Annotated in this window: 13 protein-coding genes, 1 pseudogene and 3 riboswitches; all 14 genes and pseudogenes read left to right on the top strand. The window is 43.5% G+C overall.

Features of this window, described 5'->3' with window-relative positions:
* The 14 genes and pseudogenes from KDN43_RS12675 (at position 1) to KDN43_RS12605 (ending at position 18,895) form a co-directional block, all read left to right on the top strand.
* Positions 1 to 1,932, top strand: a complete 1,932-nt coding sequence (locus tag KDN43_RS12675) for a hypothetical protein (protein ID WP_238866640.1) — start codon at positions 1 to 3, stop codon at positions 1,930 to 1,932.
* Between the two features lie 189 nt (positions 1,933 to 2,121).
* The gene (locus KDN43_RS12670; protein ID WP_238866638.1) at positions 2,122 to 2,712 is read left to right on the top strand and encodes a DUF6580 family putative transport protein; all 591 of its coding nucleotides are present in this window, start codon (positions 2,122 to 2,124) and stop codon (positions 2,710 to 2,712) included.
* Between the two features lie 271 nt (positions 2,713 to 2,983).
* The gene (locus KDN43_RS12665; protein WP_238866636.1) at positions 2,984 to 4,267 is read left to right on the top strand and encodes a lactate racemase domain-containing protein; all 1,284 of its coding nucleotides are present in this window, start codon (positions 2,984 to 2,986) and stop codon (positions 4,265 to 4,267) included.
* Between the two features lie 10 nt (positions 4,268 to 4,277).
* Entirely contained in the window at positions 4,278 to 5,087 is an 810-nt protein-coding gene (gene larE / locus KDN43_RS12660; RefSeq protein WP_238866634.1) for an ATP-dependent sacrificial sulfur transferase LarE, read from the top strand.
* Positions 5,084 to 5,764 (top strand): nickel pincer cofactor biosynthesis protein LarB, encoded by a 681-nt coding sequence (gene larB / locus KDN43_RS12655; protein ID WP_238866632.1) that lies wholly within the window; start codon positions 5,084 to 5,086, stop codon positions 5,762 to 5,764. The genes larE and larB overlap by 4 nt, the downstream gene beginning before the upstream one ends.
* Before the next feature lie 56 nt (positions 5,765 to 5,820).
* Positions 5,821 to 6,010: riboswitch (cobalamin riboswitch) on the top strand.
* A 169-nt stretch (positions 6,011 to 6,179) separates the two neighbouring features.
* On the top strand, positions 6,180 to 6,893 hold the full coding sequence (locus KDN43_RS12650; protein WP_238866630.1) for a hypothetical protein: 714 nt from the start codon (positions 6,180 to 6,182) through the stop codon (positions 6,891 to 6,893).
* Positions 6,851 to 8,501 (top strand): annotated as a pseudogene (locus KDN43_RS16595) (IS1182 family transposase). The gene KDN43_RS12650 and the pseudogene KDN43_RS16595 overlap by 43 nt, the downstream one beginning before the upstream one ends.
* A gap of 41 nt (positions 8,502 to 8,542) precedes the next feature.
* The gene (metE, locus tag KDN43_RS12635) at positions 8,543 to 10,270 is read left to right on the top strand and encodes a 5-methyltetrahydropteroyltriglutamate--homocysteine S-methyltransferase (RefSeq protein WP_256448740.1); all 1,728 of its coding nucleotides are present in this window, start codon (positions 8,543 to 8,545) and stop codon (positions 10,268 to 10,270) included.
* Between the two features lie 94 nt (positions 10,271 to 10,364).
* Positions 10,365 to 10,847 carry an aspartate-alanine antiporter-like transporter gene (locus KDN43_RS12630; RefSeq protein ID WP_238866625.1) on the top strand — a complete coding sequence of 161 codons (483 nt, stop codon included), beginning with the start codon at positions 10,365 to 10,367 and terminating at the stop codon, positions 10,845 to 10,847.
* 223 nt (positions 10,848 to 11,070) lie between these two features.
* A riboswitch (cobalamin riboswitch) is annotated at positions 11,071 to 11,284 on the top strand.
* 189 nt (positions 11,285 to 11,473) lie between these two features.
* Positions 11,474 to 13,603, top strand: coding sequence for an anaerobic ribonucleoside-triphosphate reductase (gene nrdD, locus KDN43_RS12625; protein WP_238866623.1), 2,130 nt, complete (start codon positions 11,474 to 11,476; stop codon positions 13,601 to 13,603).
* A 100-nt stretch (positions 13,604 to 13,703) separates the two neighbouring features.
* A complete protein-coding gene (nrdG, locus tag KDN43_RS12620) occupies positions 13,704 to 14,165 on the top strand; it encodes an anaerobic ribonucleoside-triphosphate reductase activating protein (RefSeq protein ID WP_238866621.1) in 462 nt (153 codons plus the stop codon).
* A gap of 151 nt (positions 14,166 to 14,316) precedes the next feature.
* Positions 14,317 to 14,531: riboswitch (cobalamin riboswitch) on the top strand.
* Between the two features lie 121 nt (positions 14,532 to 14,652).
* The gene (locus KDN43_RS12615; protein WP_238866619.1) at positions 14,653 to 16,695 is read left to right on the top strand and encodes a TonB-dependent receptor; all 2,043 of its coding nucleotides are present in this window, start codon (positions 14,653 to 14,655) and stop codon (positions 16,693 to 16,695) included.
* Positions 16,692 to 17,855, top strand: a complete 1,164-nt coding sequence (locus KDN43_RS12610) for a YncE family protein (RefSeq protein WP_238866617.1) — start codon at positions 16,692 to 16,694, stop codon at positions 17,853 to 17,855. The genes KDN43_RS12615 and KDN43_RS12610 overlap by 4 nt, the downstream gene beginning before the upstream one ends.
* Before the next feature lie 86 nt (positions 17,856 to 17,941).
* The gene (locus KDN43_RS12605) at positions 17,942 to 18,895 is read left to right on the top strand and encodes a PKD domain-containing protein (protein WP_238866615.1); all 954 of its coding nucleotides are present in this window, start codon (positions 17,942 to 17,944) and stop codon (positions 18,893 to 18,895) included.
* Positions 18,896 to 19,053 lie beyond the last annotated feature (158 nt).

Raw genomic sequence — 19,053 nt, 5'->3', positions numbered from 1 at the left:
ATGAAAACAATAAAACAGAGTTTTGGGGCTGTCATTATAGGCACTTTGCTTTTTTCCGGATGTACCAAAGAGCCTTTCGAAGGGTTGGATAACTACTTTTTGGAATTTTCACTGCAGAGTGCGGACAAAATGGTATATGAGGGAAAAATCACAGACAATGTCATAGAGGTATCAATGCCGAAGAATTTAGAGATGGACAAACTTACGGCAAAATATATGCTCAGCGAGTTAGCGACGATTGATCCCAAACCCGAGACGATAAAAGAGTGGAGCGGCGAACAAAGACTAACGGTAACATCGTATAACGGAACGAAACGCGACTATAAGGTAAAAATATTGAAAGAGGATGTGGTTTTGGGCGATAACGTCTTTTTACAAACCGATGAGGAGGTGGATGTGTTTGCAAAGAAAAAAATCAATATCATAAACGGTAATCTAATTATCGGCGCTGAAAAAGGGACGGACTCCATATCCAATATCGATGCTCTGAATCTGCTGAACGAGATAAAATACAAATTGATTGTGAACCCCACCTTTAAAGGAGACTTGAAACCGCTGCAAAATTTGAGATCGGTAGGCGGAATTATGGTCAACGGCGAGCCAAAGCAACTTAAAGAGATTGTTTTGCCCAACCTGCAATATCTGTTTGAAGATTTTATCTCTCGTTCCAACAACATCTCCAAAATTTCGTTTGATGCTCTTACTTCAGCTGGAAACATAACGGTTAAATCTACCCAACTGGCAGAATTTTCCGCCCCTAGATTAGAAAGGGCCGGGCAAATGTCTTTCTCCGGAAAAGAGGGATGGTCGGAAGTGGACGTGTCAACGATTAAAGAGATATCCTTTCCAAACCTGCAGAGTTGTAAAAAATTAGATATAAAAAATCTGTTGAATTTAGAAACGATTGATTTGGAAAAATTGGAAAACGCCGGAGACGTCAATATTGCCAATCTAAAAATGGTGTCCCTCTTAAATATGGGATTGATGAAAACGGCCAATAAAATAAATGTGGAAAGGTGCGAAGAGTTAAAGGACTTAAAAATCGCCCTTTTAAAATCGGTTAATGACAGGATAACTATCAGTAATTGTCCGAACCTTGAGAACATTTCAACAACCATGCTTGAGGAAGTTAACCAATATATGGGAATTTCGGAATGCCCCAAAATCACTTCTATCGACCCGTTATTATCGCATTTAAAATTAATTGGAAATATACGGATTTATAAAATACCGCATAAGGGTGAAATAGATTTATCGGGGGTTACCATAAACGGATCGGTGGAGTTTGTCGGATCTCTTGCAGATGTTACCAAAATTAAACTGCCTAAGCTGATTCAAAAAACACTCGAACTTAATTTTGCATCCGATCCTTCCATAACGCAACTTCCCCTGATAACAGGGTTGGAAGAGTGTGAAAATTTCCGAGTACAAAATGCACCGGGAATTACAGAAATAGTATTGCCTGCATCTCTTAAGAAAATAAGCAACAGCTTATCCTCGTATAGTAATGTAACCGCTGTTTCGGGAGAGAACCTACTGGAGGCTGGTGAGATATCCATTTCATCCAACGAGTTGGCTTCTATGTCGTTCCCAAATTTGGAAAAAGTCATAGGCAAACTAAGTTTGTTTGGAAAATTTTTAGAGGCCGTTTATCTGCCTAAACTTACATCGGTGGGGAATTTAGAAGTTGGCGGATCCTGGTCGGGTTGGCAAAATGAGAAACTAACCGATTTAAGTTTTCTCGCAGCGCTCACTTCGGTGGAAAAATTAGAGATCAAGTTTTGTAAGTTTCTGACCGACTTTTCCGGACTGAAAAAAGCGGTAGAATCAGGATCTATCACCGAAAAGAAATGGAACGGCAATACCGTTCACGATAATGCGTACAATCCCACTTTCGAAGACCTGAAAGCCGGGCGATATGTGAAACCGTAGTTATTAAAATGAAGTGGAGCTGCAACGGTGTGCTCCCCGAATATCTCACATTGGTAAGCGGTTTTTTCACAAACCAGGATATTGAAAAACAAGTATTCGTCAAACAACTAATTTAAACCAACGGCTCAATAGGTTCGCGCAAAGCCGATGGCTGATTGCCTACACCAACAGCCAAAACTCACAAATAATATGAACAACAAAAAATTAACCCTTCGTTTTTCCGTCATAACGGTGATAATTCTCCTTGCGGCATTCAGCCGCCTGATCCCCCACCCCGCCAACTTCGCGCCCATTGGCGGCATGGCTCTTTTCGGGGCGACGTATTACACCCGCAAAGGGTGGGCGTATTTAGTGCCTATCGCGGCCATGTGGATAAGCGATTTAATCCTGAACAATGTGGTTTACGCGCAATATTTCGACCGGTTTGTCTGGTTCTACTCCGGCTCTCTGTTCACCTACGGCGCTTTTGCCCTTATCGTGCTGATGGGTACATTCACGCTGCGCAAAGTGCGTGTTCCCCGCTTGCTGTTCTCTGCTTTGGGCGCGTCCATCATCTTCTTTTTGGTCTCCAACTTCGGCGTGTGGTTTTCCACAACAATGTATCCCAAAACCGCAGCCGGTCTTTCAGCCTGCTATGCGGCGGGAATCCCGTTCTTTAAAAACACGGTGTTGGGCGACTTGGTATATTCGACGGCCCTCTTCGGGTTATTCGAAATATCGCTTTCGTGGTTTCCCGGGCTGCGTATACACCCTCAAAATTGGGAGAGGAAGGATACGTAAGACAAGCCTATTTCTCATTATATTTCATCAATCCATCCATTGGGCCGTTTTTTGAAAGTAGAAATGCGTGATATGCCTTTGTTTCTTTTCCGATCATTTAGTAATTTCGCCTCACTACTTCAAATATCTATGCGCTTAAACACAAGCGAAGCAATTTATTTGCGTTAAATAGTGCGGTCAAAGCCAAGTATGTTTGAGTCATGGCGTGGCAGGAAATTAGCTAATTTTAGCGGAGTGTTTTAATTATGTGATTAACTAAACAAAATTGATTATGGCTTGGTTTTTTGAAAGGAAAAAAGAGATTGGCTGGAAGGAGATGGAAGCTCTTGTTGTAAAAAGTGCAAACGAATGTTTAATCCGTGTTTGCAAAAATCCGAAACGGGTTTTATTACTTCCTCCGGATATTACGCGTGCCCACAGCGGGGCCGGTTGGATGACCGAAATATTGTATCATTTTTTTGAACCGATGGCTGATGTATATGTAATTCCCACATTGGGACAGCATGTTCCCCATACCGTCGAGCAAAACCGATGGATGTTCGGGAATATCCCCGAAAACAAAATACTGAAACACGATTGGCTCCGCGACGGCAAACGGTTGGGCATCGTGCCGGGGAACTACGTGGAAAAAATCACCGGAGGCTGTGCCGATTGGGATATTCCTATCTCCATAAACCGGTATGTGATGGAAGAACCCTGGGATATGATCATCAATGTAGGGCATGTGGTACCGCATGAGGTACTGGGATTTGCCAACCACAACAAGAACTATTTTATCGGGCTGGGCGGCAAGGATACCATTTGCGCCTCGCATATGGCGGCGGCCAGTTACGGCATTGAAAATAACCTGGGTTCGCTGGTGACGCCCCTGAGGCATTGTTTCAATAAAGCCGAGAACGAATTTATGAACCGCTTGCCGGATGTATATATCCAGGTGGTAATGGCCTACAATGAACAAGGAGAACTTGTACACACAGGATTTTATTGCGGCAACGACCTGGATACTTACTTACAGGCTGCCAAACAATCAATGGCCGAAAATATCACCGTTGTTCCTCCGTTAAAAAAAGTGGTTGCCGTCATGCAGGGAGATGAGTTTTTCAGTACGTGGGTAGCCAACAAGGCAATATACCGGACACGCAAGGCGATGGCCAACGGAGGGGAACTCATCATCATCGCTCCCGGGTTGAAACGTTTCGGCGAACAGGATGAGGTGGACAAGGTCATCCGGAAATACGGGTATGCGGGAACTGAAAAAATAATGAAACTCTGGAAAGAAAATGAAGACTTGCAGGATCTGACCCATGCTACGGCCCACTTGATACACGGTTCGTCGGAAGGGCGGTTTAAAATCACTTACGCCCCCGGACACCTGTCGAAGGAGGATATTGAATCGGTCAATTTTAATTACCTCGATTATCATCAGGCGATGGAGGTGTATTCTCCCGACAAGTTACGAAACGGATTCAACCGGTTGCCAGGCGGAGAAGAGATATACTTTATCAGCACGCCGTCGGCCGGCTTGTGGACGATCAAAGAGAATCTCAATACATAATATCCTTCTCATGGATACCCATACGCTATTTAAATACCAATCCCTGATAGATCATCTCGGACAACTTGAAAGCGTTGTTGTGGCTTTCTCGGGCGGAGTGGACAGTTCTTTCCTGGCGAAAGTCTGCCGGGAAGTGTTGAGCGACAGAGCGATTGCCGTTACCGTTGTCTCACCCATGATTCCCGCTTGGGACTTAGACGATGCGAAAGCAATCGCATCCCAAATAGGAATAGAACATATCCTCTTAGAAAAAGCGACGATTGATACGGTTGTCAGACAGAACCCTGAAAACCGTTGTTACCATTGCAAAAAGACAGCATTCCGGGCAATCGTGGAAATAGCCAAAGAAAGAGGATTCAATGCCGTATTGGACGGTTCCAACGCGGACGACACGAAAGATTACCGTCCGGGTACAAAAGCAATAGAAGAGTTAAACGTTATCAGTCCGCTAAAAACGGCCGGCCTGAATAAAAAAGAGATCAGGCTGTTGTCAAAGCAACTCGGGTTATCCACTTGGGATAAACCCGCTTACGCCTGCCTGGCAACCCGTATATCATACGGTGAAGAGATCACGGCCGGGAAATTGAACCGCATTGAAAAAGCGGAGAAATACCTGCATTCCCTCGGATATGCGCAGGTAAGAGTACGCAGCCACGATCTGATCGCTCGTATCGAACTAGAGCCGGAAGAGAGGGCGCGATTTTGCGACCCCGCAATCCTGGACAGGGTGTCGCGGCAACTTAAAGAATACGGGTTCCTCTATGTCTGTATGGAATTGGAGGGCTACTCCATGGGAAGTTTAAACAGGAATTTACAATGACGACAAAACAAAAAGACAAAGGTTATGAAGACATCGACTTTGCCAAGGTCGACTATCTTCGCCGAGAACGGACGGGACAACCGGAAGTGATCTTCTGTCAGGGAAAAACCCCCGAACAGGTTGTGGGTATAATAAGATCCCTGCTCCGCAACGGGAACGACGTATTCGGTACAAAAGCGACAAGAGAAATGTATGACTACGTTTCCACTCGTGTCGAGGGGGTTGTATACAACCCAGTAGCCAAAACGATCCGCCTGATGGGGAACCGGGAGGAAACAACCGACAGTTACATTGCCATTGTGTCTGCCGGCACATCCGATTTGCCGGTAGTTGAAGAGGCGTATGAAACCGCCCTATTTTTAGGCAACAAGGTAGAGAAAATTATGGATGTGGGGGTTGCCGGCATCCACCGCCTGTTCGATAAACTCGACCTTATTAGGGGCGCTAGGGTGGTGATTGTCGTGGCCGGCATGGAAGGAGCTTTGGCATCGGTAGTGGCGGCCCTGGTAAGCAGTCCGGTCATAGCAGTTCCCACCAGCGTGGGTTACGGGGCGAACCTGAACGGCATCGCCGCTCTATTATCCATGCTCAACAGTTGTTCTTCGCTGTGTGTGGTAAATATAGATAACGGCTACGGCGCCGCCTGCCAGGCAAGCAAAATTAATAAGATAGGATAAAGCTGGAATATCTACCTATTTTTTCTATCTTTGCCGTACTAAAGTTCTTTTTATCATTTCTTCAACCGGTAAGGTGCCCCCCAAAAAAGGGTATAATAGGGAACCACGTGAGAATCGTGGACTGTCGCGCAACTGTAAGCACGGTCAACGTTTCCGCCCGTTAAAATCCACTGTTCCGCTTTGCGAAATGGGAAGGATGGCGGAAATTGTGCAAGTCAGGAGACCTGCCTTAATTCGGATTGACAATGCTTCGCGATAAAAGTATGTTGTCAGACTCATCCATTCCTTCCTATGCGGATAGGAAGAAATATATCCTTGCGTTTACTTCATCCTTCTTTTATTAGCCGTTGTATTGCGAAAGTTCGGGAAAAGAGCTTTTAGCTTCATGGGTATTCACTTTAAAAAATTAAAAGCAATGCAAACAAACATTCTCGGTTACCCTCGCATCGGCAACCGGCGCGAACTGAAAAAAGCCTGCGAAAGTTTCTGGGCAGGAAAAATCACGGAAGATGAACTTTTCAGTACGGGAAGGTCCATCAGGCAACAAAACCGCATTCTCCAAAAAGAGGCCGGAATAGACCTTATCCCTTCGAACGATTTCTCTTTTTATGATCAGGTGTTAGATACCACCCTAGCGGTAGGAGCCATTCCGACACGTTATGACTGCCTCCGGGATGATAAGCTGGCGCTCTACTTCGCCATGGCTCGCGGATATCAACAGGGAGAAAAAGATATCACCGCAATGGAAATGACCAAATGGTTCGACACAAATTATCACTATATCGTTCCTGAATTTACCAAAACACAAGCATTTTCTCTTATTTATAACAAAGCACTTGAGGAGTATAAGGAAGGGAGAGAGCAAGGGATCGAAACCAAACCGGTACTGCCCGGACCGGTCTCTTACCTGTTATCTGGAAAAGAAAAAGAAGAGGGCTTCCACCGTCTGGAACTGCTAGGGGGCTGTCTCAAAAGAAAGGCAGCCTCTTTTTTTAGTATCAAATTTTTCTTAAAAAAACCTCCTCAAATATTGTTATTTAAACCACTTTTTCATATCTTTATGTCTATATATCAAACACATAAGATATGGCTAAGCCTAAGTTTAAATCCTATAATCAAGGTCAAGTAAGTCTTTTCCCTCCCACTCTGGATGAAAAGGTCCCTCAAAACTCTCCTGCCCGTATCATTAATCAAATTGTGGATAACCTGGACTTGAGTAAAGTCTTCGACACGTATAAAGGTGGGGGTACAACTGCCTATAATCCACGCATGATGCTTAAAGTTGTTCTATACGGCTATCTGAACAATATTTATTCAAGTCGTAAGATCGAGCAGGCACTTACTGATCGAGTTAGTTTCATGTGGCTCTCAGGCAATCAAACACCTGACCATAACACCATAAACCGTTTTCGTTCATCCCATTTAAAAGACTCAATACATGAGGTCTTTACCCAGGTAGTGGTTATGCTTGTTGAAATGGGTTGTTTAAGTCTTGAAGTTGCATATATCGACGGAACAAAAATTGAATCACGAGCCAACCGCTACACTTTTGTCTGGCGTAAATCCATTGAAAAATACAAAGAGAGACTCGAAGAAAAGATACTTAAAGTCCTTGGAATGATTGAGGAGGGTATCGCCCAGGATAATAACCCTGAGGATGATCCACCTACACCATTCAACAGCGAAGAGTTAAGAAAGCGTGTTGCTCAGATTAATAAAGAGAACCGGAGCAAAGAAGAACAAAAAGCAATAAAGACACTTGAGAACAAGCTTTTACCTAAACTTGAAGAGTATGAGCGGCATTTAGATACTCTGGCAAATCGTAATAGTTATTCCAAGACAGACTGCGATGCAACCTTTATGCGTATGAAAGAGGATCATATGCTCAATGGACAGCTAAAGCCTGCATATAATGTTCAGATAAGTACAGAGAACCAGTTTATAAGCCATTATGATTTTTATCCAAACCCCACCGATACATTAACACTGATTCCCTTTTTGAATGGATTTGAGAATCGTTATAATATTTTGCCCGTCAAGGTTGTGGCTGACTCAGGTTATGGTAGTGAAGAAAACTATGAGTTTATGCAGGGGAATGATATTGAGCCATTTGTAAAGTTAGGGCTACTTTCATAAAGAACAGAAAAGGGCATTTAAAAAGAACGGCTTTCTCTCTCAAAACCTTTATTATAACGCGGATGAAGATTACTATGTTTGTCCCATGGGTCAGCACATGAACAAGGTAGGAAAGAAAAGAAGCAAAACAGCTAGTGGGTACACATCAACAACAACTATTTACGAGGCGAAAAACTGTAAGGGTTGTCCTTTGAAATGTCTCTGTAGTAATGCAAAAGGCAATAGAAGGGTGGAAGTAAATCATAACCTTAACCGCCATAAACAGAAAGCAAGGGAACTGTTGACATGCGAAGAAGGAATTTATCATCGAAGTCAGCGTCCTATAGAGCCGGAGTCAGTGTTCGGCCAAATTAAATCCAACAAACACTACAATAGGTTCAGACACTTTAATAAAGACAAGGTTTTGATGGACTTTGCAATCTTCGCTATCGCGTTTAACCTCGGAAAACTACACTTGAAGGGATTAGCCGATAAAGAAATACTCTATTTTTTGGAGAAATATGGTCATAAAGGAGATATTATTCTGTTTTTTATAAAAATAGAGATCAACTCTAAAAGTTTCTCATCAATTAATAACAACAATCAGAAAATAGCAGCATGAAAAATTAAAAAAGGAGCTGTCCTTTTGGAACAGCCCCATATATCGAATTACTAAAGGAACTGAAGAACGAAGGAACCGAATGGATTCAACTTGACGAACCTTACCTGGTAACCGATATCGACGAATGGACAAAAAAGGCATACATAAAAGCTTACAAGACCATAAAAGAGGCATGTCCACAGTTAAAACTGATGATTGCTACATATTTTGATGGGTTGAGGGATAACACGAGGCTTGCTGTTGGCTTGCCTGCAGACGCCTTACATATTGATCTGGTTCGTTCGCCATCTCAATTGGACGATGTATTGGAACAATTTCCGACACACAAGATATTATCTTTGGGTGTCGTTGACGGACGTAATATCTGGAAAAACGACTTTGAACAATCTTTGAGAATAATCGTCAAAGCAATAGGCAAACTTGGTCCCGACCGGGTGATGATTGCAGGCTCCTCTTCATTCCTTCATGTGCCATACGATCTGGAACAGGAAACGGATGAAAACATACTTACTCCTGAAATAAAACAATGGATGGCTTTTGCAAAACAAAAAACGGAAGAATTAACCATACTACAGAAACTGGCGAAAGGAGATCTGTCCGTTCAGAACAAACTAAAAGAAAACAAGCGGGCAATGGAGAGTAAACGAACATCTTCCCTAATCCACAACAAAAATGTAGAGAATCGTTGCAAAGCCATATCGGAGGATGATGCTAAACGGAAAAGCCCGTTTCCAGTAAGAAAAAAAATCCAGCATAAGGAACTAAACCTCCCCCTCTATCCAACAACAACGATAGGCTCTTTTCCTCAGACCAAAGAAGTACGCGCCTGGCGAGCAAAATTTAGAAAAGGAGAATTATCGGCAGCGGAATACGACCAACGACTGAAGTCCGAAACCCGAAAGGCCGTCGAATGGCAGGAGAAAATAGGACTGGACATTCTGGTACATGGGGAATTCGAGCGAAACGATATGGTGGAATATTTTGGGGAACAACTCAACGGATTCACCTTTACACAGCACGGATGGGTGCAAAGTTACGGCTCACGATGCGTAAAACCTCCCGTTATTTACGGAGATGTCTCCCGATCCCACCCCATGACCCTCTATTGGACAAGCTACGCACAGTCGCTTACATCCAGGCCGGTGAAAGGAATGCTCACTGGACCGGTTACAATCTTGCAGTGGTCATTTGTAAGAAACGACCAGAAACGTTCCGAGACTTGTCTGCAGATAGCATTAGCTATCAGGGATGAAGTTGATGATTTGGAACAGGCCGGAATAGGAATTATACAGATCGACGAACCGGCAATAAGGGAAGGATTGCCGGTCTGGAAGAGCGACTGGAAAACCTATTTAAATTGGGCGGTGAGATCGTTTTGTATTGCTTCGGGTGGAGTTAAAGACCGAACGCAGATCCATACGCATATGTGTTATTCCGAATTCAATGATATTATCGAACACATGGCATTGATGGATGCCGATGTGATCACCATAGAATGCTCCCGTTCACAAATGGAACTGCTGGATGCTTTTGTCCGGTTCAGATATCCGAACGATATCGGTCCCGGGGTGTACGACATCCATTCACCTCGCGTACCGAGCGTGAACGAGATTGTTCATCTGTTGAAAAAAGCTGCTAATGTCATTCCTCAGGAACAGTTATGGGTCAATCCCGACTGCGGATTGAAGACAAGAACCTGGAAAGAAACCGAAGAATCGTTGACCAGAATGGTGCAAGCCGCCCGGCAAATGCGGAAAGGACTCAGGTAATACCGATTTTGCATCAATAGTGGAATAAATATAAAAATGGCATGGCTTAGGCATCTGCCTTAAAAATCATTATTGAATTTAATTGACAAGCTTTATGGAGTGGTTCCATTCGCTTCTTTTCGAGGATGGTATTGCCCATACCGTCCTGCTATACGCGTTGACGATATCTGCGGGAGTGGCATTAGGAAAGATCAGGATCTTCGGTATCTCCCTAGGTGTGACATTTGTACTGATCACCGCCGGAGCAGCGGCCGAAGCCGTCACGGCGTTTCTGGGAGAAACAACGGAGCTGGACTGGAAAGAATTGGACAAGGTGCTGATCTCACACCGGATCGTCGTCACGACGGTTCCGCTACTGCTCACAGAATGCGTGGCCAGAAAAATGCTCCACTTGGATTATTTTACCTTGACGGGATTGTTGTCGGGAAGCATGACCGATCCTCCGGCATTGGCTTACTCCAACTCCATAGCGGGAAACGATCCCCCGGCAGTGGCTTATTCTACCGTTTACCCGCTGACCATGTTCCTCTGGGTGATCTCGGCGCAGATATTGATATTGATCTTGATGTTTCTGTAATCCGTTTTAAAAAAGTAACCCGTGCAGGCAATTATCTTTGGCTTATTTATCCTCCACTGAATTTTTATTATTCACCAAAACGAACAACTTTTAATCTTATTAATCAATGCAAATTTCCTGCTAAAATATATAATAAATTAATAATCAAATGTATAGGATTTCAAATCATAACTGTTGATAACTTTTTAGGAAAACATTATTGTTTTTTCAAAAAAGTAAATCTACCTTTGTGACAACATCTGGTTTTTATTTATAGTCGTCTTTTATAAATAAAATGAAAAGGGAATGCTGTGAAAATCAGCAACAGTTCCCGCTGCTGTAAGCTCCTTTTATGTGCTGAACAAACATCTTCATAGCCACTGTTCCGATAAGCAGGAACGGGAAGGCGTTCAGACACGGGAGTAAGTCAGAAGACCTGCCAGGTGCGTTATACACTTTTTGATCTCTTTCGGGTAAAAAGACAGTCGAAATATTGATATACACATAATATCCATATTGTTTTAGACTATTGGACATGAGGTTTTCAGACTAATAGACTGAAGGACTGCCCCACTCCCAACATTTTAAAATTCAATAATCAAAAAGTCTTACAATCTATTTATCTAACTATTTAACGGTCTAAAAAAATGGGTAACAATGAAATTCAGATTGTGAAACGCGACGGGAAACGGGTGCTATTTTCCCTCAAAAAAATTGAAAATGCCATTGCGAAAGCATTTTTGTCGGTAGGTTCGTTTGCTACAGAAGAGGACTTCACTACTCTCCTTGCCCACCTTCATATTTCTGACGGAATGACTGTGGAAGAGATCCAGAACCAGGTGGAGACAGCATTGATGCGGGAAAGATACTTTGCTGTTGCAAAATCATACATGCTCTACCGGCAGAAACATACCGAAACACGTGAGATCCAGAGCAAGATGAACTTCCTGATGAGCTATTGCAACGCTCAGAATGCTGCCACGGGAAGCAAGTTCGATTCCAATGCCAATGTAGAGAAGAAAAACATTGCCACACTCATCGGCGAGCTACCCAAAAAGAACTTCATTGACCTGAATAGGAAGATGATAACAGACAGGATGAAGGAGATGTACGGGAAGGAGCTTGCCGACAAATACATCGGCATGCTGAAAGAACATTTCATTTATAAAAACGACGAAACCAGCCTGGCCAACTACTGCGCCAGCATTACCATGTATCCCTGGCTGCTGAACGGCACCCTGTCTGTCGGGGGCAACTCCACCCCACCCACCAACCTGAAATCGTTCTGCGGCGGATTCATCAATATGGTATTCATTGTATCGAGCATGCTTAGTGGTGCCTGCGCCACTCCTGAGTTTCTGATGTACCTTGATTATTTTATCCGGAAAGAGTATGGCGACAACTATTTTTTACATACCACAGAGGTAGTAGATCTGTCAAGACGAAGGCGTACACTCGACAAGGTAATTACCGACTGTTTCGAACAGATAGTCTACTCCATCAACCAGCCCACAGGAGCACGCAATTTCCAGGCTGTCTTCTGGAACATTTCCTATTACGACAGGTACTACTTCGAAAGCCTGTTCGGCGAGTTCCGGTTCCCCGATGGCTCACGCCCCGTATGGGAATCGCTCAGTTGGTTGCAGAAACGCTTTATGAAATGGTTTAACAAGGAACGCACCAAAACCGTACTTACTTTTCCGGTGGAAACGATGGCATTGCTCTCGCGGGAAGAGGATGTGATTGATACAGAATATGCCGATTTTACCGCCGAAATGTATGCTGAAGGACACTCTTTCTTTACCTATATGAGCGACAATGCCGACTCGTTATCGAGCTGCTGCCGCCTGCGCAACGAGATTCAGGACAACGGGTTCAGCTACACCTTAGGTGCGGGTGGAGTATCCACCGGTTCCAAAAGCGTGCTCACCATCAACCTTAACCGCTGTGTTCAGTTTGCAAAACGTACGGGACAACCCTATGGTACTTTCCTTGAAGAGGTGGTGGATTTGACACACAAGGTGCAGATCGCCTATAATGAAAACCTGAAGATGTTCCAACAAAAAGGGATGCTGCCATTGTTCGACGCTGGATACATCAACCTCGGACGCCAATACCTTACAATCGGCGTAAATGGATTAGTGGAAGCAGCCGAATCGCTGGGGATAGCCATCAATCACAATCCTCAATATAAGGCCTTCGTGCAGGAGGTGCTCGGAATTATTGAGCAATACAACAAAAAATACCGATCTAAAGAACTGATGTTCAATTGTGAGATGATCCCTGCCGAAAATGTAGGCGTAAAACATGCCAAATGGGACAGGGAGGACGGCTATTTCGTGCCGCGCGACTGCTACAATAGCTATTTTTACCGGGTGGAAGATCCATCGCTAAATGTGATCGACAAGTTCCGACTGCACGGACGTAACTATATTGAACATTTGACGGGCGGATCGGCACTCCACCTGAACCTGGAGGAACACCTCTCAAAAGCACAATACCGACAGCTGTTGCGTGTAGCAGCCCACGAGGGCTGCAACTATTTCACCTTCAACATTCCAAACACTGTATGCAACGATTGTGGTGCCATCGACAAGCGTTACCTGAAGGAATGCCCCCAGTGTGGCTCCCGGAATGTGGATTACCTCACACGCATTATCGGTTATATGAAGAGAGTGAGCAACTTCTCGGCTGCTCGGCAGGCGGAAGCGGAAAGAAGACATTACGGAAAGCCGGACATAACAGAGAAGACTAAAGAGGAACCTATTATTTATTAAGGCTGTACATTAGTCTCAAGCATACCAAAGCTATGTTTGAGAATGAGATGCCATAAAGGTATTACAGAAAAGCTAATATTTCAACCATAAGATAATTTTTATGCTTAAATACACAGACTATGATATCGTTTTTCAGGAAATTCCCGATGAGGTGACGTTAGCCGTCAACCTGTCGGGTTGTCCACACCGCTGCAAGGGGTGTCACAGTCCCCACCTGCAGCAAGACATAGGTGAAGAACTGAACGAAGAGGCCATTTCGCGGCTGCTGCAGCTCTATGAGCATTCAATCACCTGCATCTGTTTTATGGGGGGCGATGCTCATGCCGAAGAAGTATGCCGGCTGGCATACTATATCCGGATGAATTGGGGAGAATGGCTCAAAACGGCCTGGTATTCAGGAAACAGCAACCTGCATCCTATGGCTGCCGGTCGTTTTGATTATGTGAAAACAGGCCCCTATCTGGAAGCGCTGGGAGGGTTAAGCAAAAAAACGACCAATCAGAGGTTGTATCGAATCAGTAAAGAGGATATTATCGATATTACCTTCCGCATGCAGTCATAGCCCTACTCTGTGCAAACATAAACACAAACCTGTTATTTATAAATTATTTATATTTTCTACTTTTTGTTTTTAATTTCAAAGACATTTCAGGTTGTTGACGTGTTTATTTGTTTTCTTACATAAAAAAAGAAATATTGGAAATTTTTCTATATCTTTGTCGCGAAACAACGGTTTCACTTATTTGTGATTATCACCGAATGAGTGATTAAAAGGGAATCAGGTGCAAATCCTGAACAGGCCCGCTGCTGTGAACTCCATATATGTGCTGAACAAACATCTCTATGACCACTGTTCCGAAAGACCGGAATGGGAAGGCGTTCAGACACAGGAGTAAGTCAGAAGACCTGCCGGCGTTTCAAAAAAGTTAAACGGCTTTCGGGGAAAAAGGCTTGCAAACGACACGACTTTCAGATCATACTTTTCTTCTGGTTTTTTTGTTAAACGTGCTTTCGTTGATGCATTTATTTCGCCGGATAAAATTCGGTAAATGTACTCATTTATAAAAATAGCGCTTTTTTGTTTTCTTGCTGCCTTATTGGTGATTCATAGCCCTATCTATGCTCAGTATAATACTGACAGCCTGCAACAACTGCCTGAAATTATTGTGACCGCTAAGTCCTCTCGCGAAATCATTCCTGCACAAAAGCTTTCGGGAGAGGAACTGAAAGGATTAAGCAGCCTGTCTGTTGCCGATGCCATCCGCTATTTTTCGGGTGTACAGATAAAAGACTATGGCGGCATCGGTGGATTAAAGACAGTAGATATACGTAGTATGGGTACAAACCATATGGGCGTATTTTACGATGGCATTCAGCTCGGGAATGCACAAAACGGACAGATAGATCTCGGAAAATTCTCACTTGATAATATTGAATCGATCACACTTTATAATGGACAGAAAAGTGAGATTTTTCAATCCGCCAAAGATTTCGGCTCATCAGGAAGCATCTATCTCCGTACACGCTACCCGCGCTTTAAAAAAGGAAAACAGTACAATCTGAGAGGAATTTTACGTACCGGATCGTTCGGGCTTTTGAACCCATCGTTATTATGGGAACAAAAAATTGCATCGGCGCTCGCCGGCTATTTCAATGCGGAGTGGGTGCATGCAAACGGTAAATACGAGTACCGGTACAAGCGTGTTCACCCTGTCACAAAAGAAGCAGTTTACGATACCACAGCTATACGGCAAAACGGTGATGTTGATGCATGGCGACTGGAAACAGGACTGCATGGTTTTGTTCCGGGAGGTAACTGGAACCTGAAAACTTATTTCTACACTTCTGAAAGAGGTATACCCGGTGCTATTGTCAATAACGTATGGAAACGCTCTCAAAGGCAATGGGACCGTAATTTCTTCACTCAGGGGACTTTCCAAAAATCGGTATCATCGAAATATGATATACTGATAAATGGAAAATACGCTAATGACCATATGCGTTACCTGAATCCCGATACCACTCTGATATATATCGACAACACCTTCACTCAGCAGGAGGCATATCTCTCTCTGGTAAACAAATATAAACCTCTGAAGAACTGGGATATTTCACTGGCTGCCGATTTACAATGGAACGGTCTACGCTCCGAGCTCGATGGTTTTGTGCAGCCTTCGCGTTGCACTTACCTGGTTGCTGCTGCTACTGCTGTTGATCTTGGAAAGGTGAAGATGCAGGGAAGCATTTTAGGCACATTTATCAGTGGCCATACAGAAACAGAAACCTCAGCACCGGACAACGGCCCAAACATACAGCGGTTTACCCCTGCCTTGTTTGTCTCATACAAACCTTACTTTCTGCATGACTTGAATCTCAGGGCTTTCTATAAACATATATTCCGGATGCCTACATTCAACGATCTCTTTTATACAGATATCGGGGACATTTTCCTCGAACCTGAAGATACCCGTCAATACAATATTGGCGTACAGTATACCAAAAGCTACACATACGGTATTATCCGGCATTGGGATATTCAGGCCGATGGCTATTTCAACCTGGTTACCAACAAGATTATCGCGGTACCTAAAGGAAATGGAATGTACCGCTGGATGATGATGAATGTGGGGAATGTGGAGATAAAAGGGTTAGATATTGCTGTTTCAACGGTTTCAATGCTCAATAAAGAATGGCTCCTGAACATAAAGCTTAACTATACCTGGCAGCAGGCACAGGATCTTACACGCCGGACAAACAAGGAGCTGGAAAAGATTACTTATGGCGGACAAATTGCTTACATCCCGTGGCATAGCGGTTCTGTGGTTGCTACTCTTAGTCATCGCCTGTGGCATCTGAACTACAGTTTTATCTATGTAGGCGAGCGTTACCGTTCCTCAGCCAATATACGTGAGAATTATGAACAACCCTGGTACACGAGCGACTTATCGCTGGCCCGCTCATTCACCCGGAAACAATTCAACGGAAAACTCTCTTTAGAAGTGAATAATATGTTCAGTCAGGATTATGAGGTGGTTCTGAACTACCCAATGCCAAAAAGAAACTATAGAATTACACTGACAGTGGAAATATGAAGAAACAGATTATCATACTATCACTTTTGGTTTTTGCGATGCTTGTTGCTTCTTGCCGAAAAGATGTGGAGCTGCTGCTCTCTGAGGCTGTCGTTACCGATCCCGGGGCCTCAGGAGCCGGCCGGTTTGCCGGCTTTTACCTGTTGAATGAGGGAAATATGGGGAGTAACAAAGCAACGCTAGATTATTACGACTTTGTTTCCGGAAGCTACAATCGTAATATCTACGCCGTACAGAATCCATCCGTTCCAAAAGAGCTGGGTGATGTTGGTAATGACATTAAGCTTTATGGTAACCGCTTGTACGCTGTCATTAACGCATCCAATAAAATTGAGGTGATGGATGCACATACGGCAAAAAGAATCGGGCAGGCGGATATTCCCAACTGCAGGTACATTGCCTTCTACGAAAGGTATGCTTACGTTACATCTTATGCAGGCCCTATCGAGATAGATCCCGAATATAAACAAAGAGGCTATGTGGCTAGGGTTGATACAGCGACGCTGCAAGTTGAAGAAAGATGTGTTGTAGGATATCAGCCTGATGGAATTGCCATTTCTCACGGTAAGATTTATGTAGCAAATTCCGGCGGTTACAAGGGAGCAGGAAAAAGTGCAAACTATGAGAGAACCGTTTCTGTGATAGATATTGCGACATTTAAAGAAGAAAAACGTATTGATGTGAGCTGCAATCTTCACCTGATCAAAGCAGATAAAAGAGGTAACCTGTGGGTCACCTCACGTGGTGATCATCGGGGCAATTCTTCCAGGTTGTTTTTTATCGACCGGCAAAAGCAGATAGTAAGCGATTCTGTTTTACTTTCTGTCAATAATTTTCAGATAGATGGTGATTCACTGTATCTTTTTGGTATTGAAGAGAGAGCAGCATCAAATGTGAATAAGTTCAATTTCACCATCATTAATACAACTACCCGTGAAGTTATAAATACGCATTTCATTACAGACGGTACTGAGAGGCAATTTGAGACTCCCTACGGTATAATGGTACATCCCGAAACAAAAGATATCTACATAACTGATGCGGGAGATTATATTAATCCGGGATTTCTGTATTGTTTCAACCGGAAAGGGAAAAAGCGATGGAGCATACAAACGGGAGATATTCCCGCGCATTTTGCTTTACTCCCCAAGAGAAGATAAACAAAATCGAACTAATTGCTCCATCCTTATAGATATTAGGAATGGCAAAGGTTTATATGCAATAATAAAAAAATCAAATTATTCTTATGACAAAACAAAGGCAGCTTTTTCAATTTTTCTTTCTCCTTTTCTTTATTCTTCTGCCAGTGGGTTGCAGCAGTGAAGGAGATGTGACTGATGAGGGAGAAGGCCCCGGAATAAAACACTCTCCCTATCTCACCCGCGTGTTTGAGTATATGCCTGCTCCGGGCCAGTTTGTGAACAAACTGCCGGAATATAAGGAAGGCGATACATTCGAAACAATGGCGAAAAAAGCCGAAGAAAAAATCGCCGGTGACAGAGGTGGGCTGATATCGCTGGGCGGGTTTGGCGGTTATGTAGTAGTGGGGTTTGATCATACCATTGAAAATGTGCCTGGTAAAGCCGATTTTGCAGTACTGGGAAATGCTTACGCCGGCAATAGTGAACCGGGTATTGTGATGGTATCTGCCGACATCAACAAAAACGGGAAACCCGATGACCCATGGTACGAACTTGCCGGAAGCGAACATGACAATGAGAAAACCATACACAATTATGAAATCACTTACTACAGGCCCGATGAAAATAAAACTCCTGTCCTTCACCCATCGCTCTTTTACGTGACTGATGCAGCCTATATCAAATGGACCGCTAACGTAAATGGCGAGGGTTATGTTTATAAGACTACCTTTCACCAGCAAAGTTATTACCCGCAATGGATAGACAGTGATAAAATGCAGTTTATCGGGACAAGGCTTCCCGACAACAACACTGTTGATAACGATACTTACACCTTGCACTCTTACGACTGGGGTTATGCCGACAATATGCCTAACAACAGCTCAGGAGCTCAGTTCGATATAGACTGGGCTGTAGATACAAACCGTAAGAAAGTACATCTTGACGGAATAGATTTTGTTAAAATATATACGGGTGTGAACCAATTTAATGGACGCATTGGAGAGTCTTCCACCGAAGTAAGTGGAGTAATTGATCTGCACCTGCTCCAACAACAGTAGATTTTAATATGCCAAACAATTGTAATGCCTGTTCAACTAAGTAATCATTACAGGAAATACAGTATATTTTTATATGTCAAATAATCAAATAACTGAACTTTCGCATGTGTTAATGCGATGGGTGTATAGCTAAACATACAATGTAGAACTATTAAGCT

It is taken from the genome of Proteiniphilum propionicum, assembly GCF_022267555.1.
GTDB lineage: Bacteria > Bacteroidota > Bacteroidia > Bacteroidales > Dysgonomonadaceae > Proteiniphilum > Proteiniphilum propionicum.
This window is presented reverse-complemented; position numbering and strand designations above follow the sequence as displayed.

What these genes read in the sequence shown, in the direction of transcription:
- larB (WP_238866632.1), top strand. Translation starts at nt 5,084, where the DNA reads ATGACGACAAAACAAAAAGACAAAGGTTATGAAGACATCGACTTTGCC.
- KDN43_RS12675 (WP_238866640.1), top strand. Translation starts at nt 1, where the DNA reads ATGAAAACAATAAAACAGAGTTTTGGGGCTGTCATTATAGGCACTTTG.
- KDN43_RS12605 (WP_238866615.1), top strand. Translation starts at nt 17,942, where the DNA reads ATGACAAAACAAAGGCAGCTTTTTCAATTTTTCTTTCTCCTTTTCTTT.
- nrdD (WP_238866623.1), top strand. Translation starts at nt 11,474, where the DNA reads ATGGGTAACAATGAAATTCAGATTGTGAAACGCGACGGGAAACGGGTG.
- KDN43_RS12650 (WP_238866630.1), top strand. Translation starts at nt 6,180, where the DNA reads ATGCAAACAAACATTCTCGGTTACCCTCGCATCGGCAACCGGCGCGAA.
- larE (WP_238866634.1), top strand. Translation starts at nt 4,278, where the DNA reads ATGGATACCCATACGCTATTTAAATACCAATCCCTGATAGATCATCTC.
- KDN43_RS12610 (WP_238866617.1), top strand. Translation starts at nt 16,692, where the DNA reads ATGAAGAAACAGATTATCATACTATCACTTTTGGTTTTTGCGATGCTT.
- nrdG (WP_238866621.1), top strand. Translation starts at nt 13,704, where the DNA reads ATGCTTAAATACACAGACTATGATATCGTTTTTCAGGAAATTCCCGAT.
- KDN43_RS12615 (WP_238866619.1), top strand. Translation starts at nt 14,653, where the DNA reads ATGTACTCATTTATAAAAATAGCGCTTTTTTGTTTTCTTGCTGCCTTA.
- KDN43_RS12630 (WP_238866625.1), top strand. Translation starts at nt 10,365, where the DNA reads ATGGAGTGGTTCCATTCGCTTCTTTTCGAGGATGGTATTGCCCATACC.
- KDN43_RS12665 (WP_238866636.1), top strand. Translation starts at nt 2,984, where the DNA reads ATGGCTTGGTTTTTTGAAAGGAAAAAAGAGATTGGCTGGAAGGAGATG.
- KDN43_RS12670 (WP_238866638.1), top strand. Translation starts at nt 2,122, where the DNA reads ATGAACAACAAAAAATTAACCCTTCGTTTTTCCGTCATAACGGTGATA.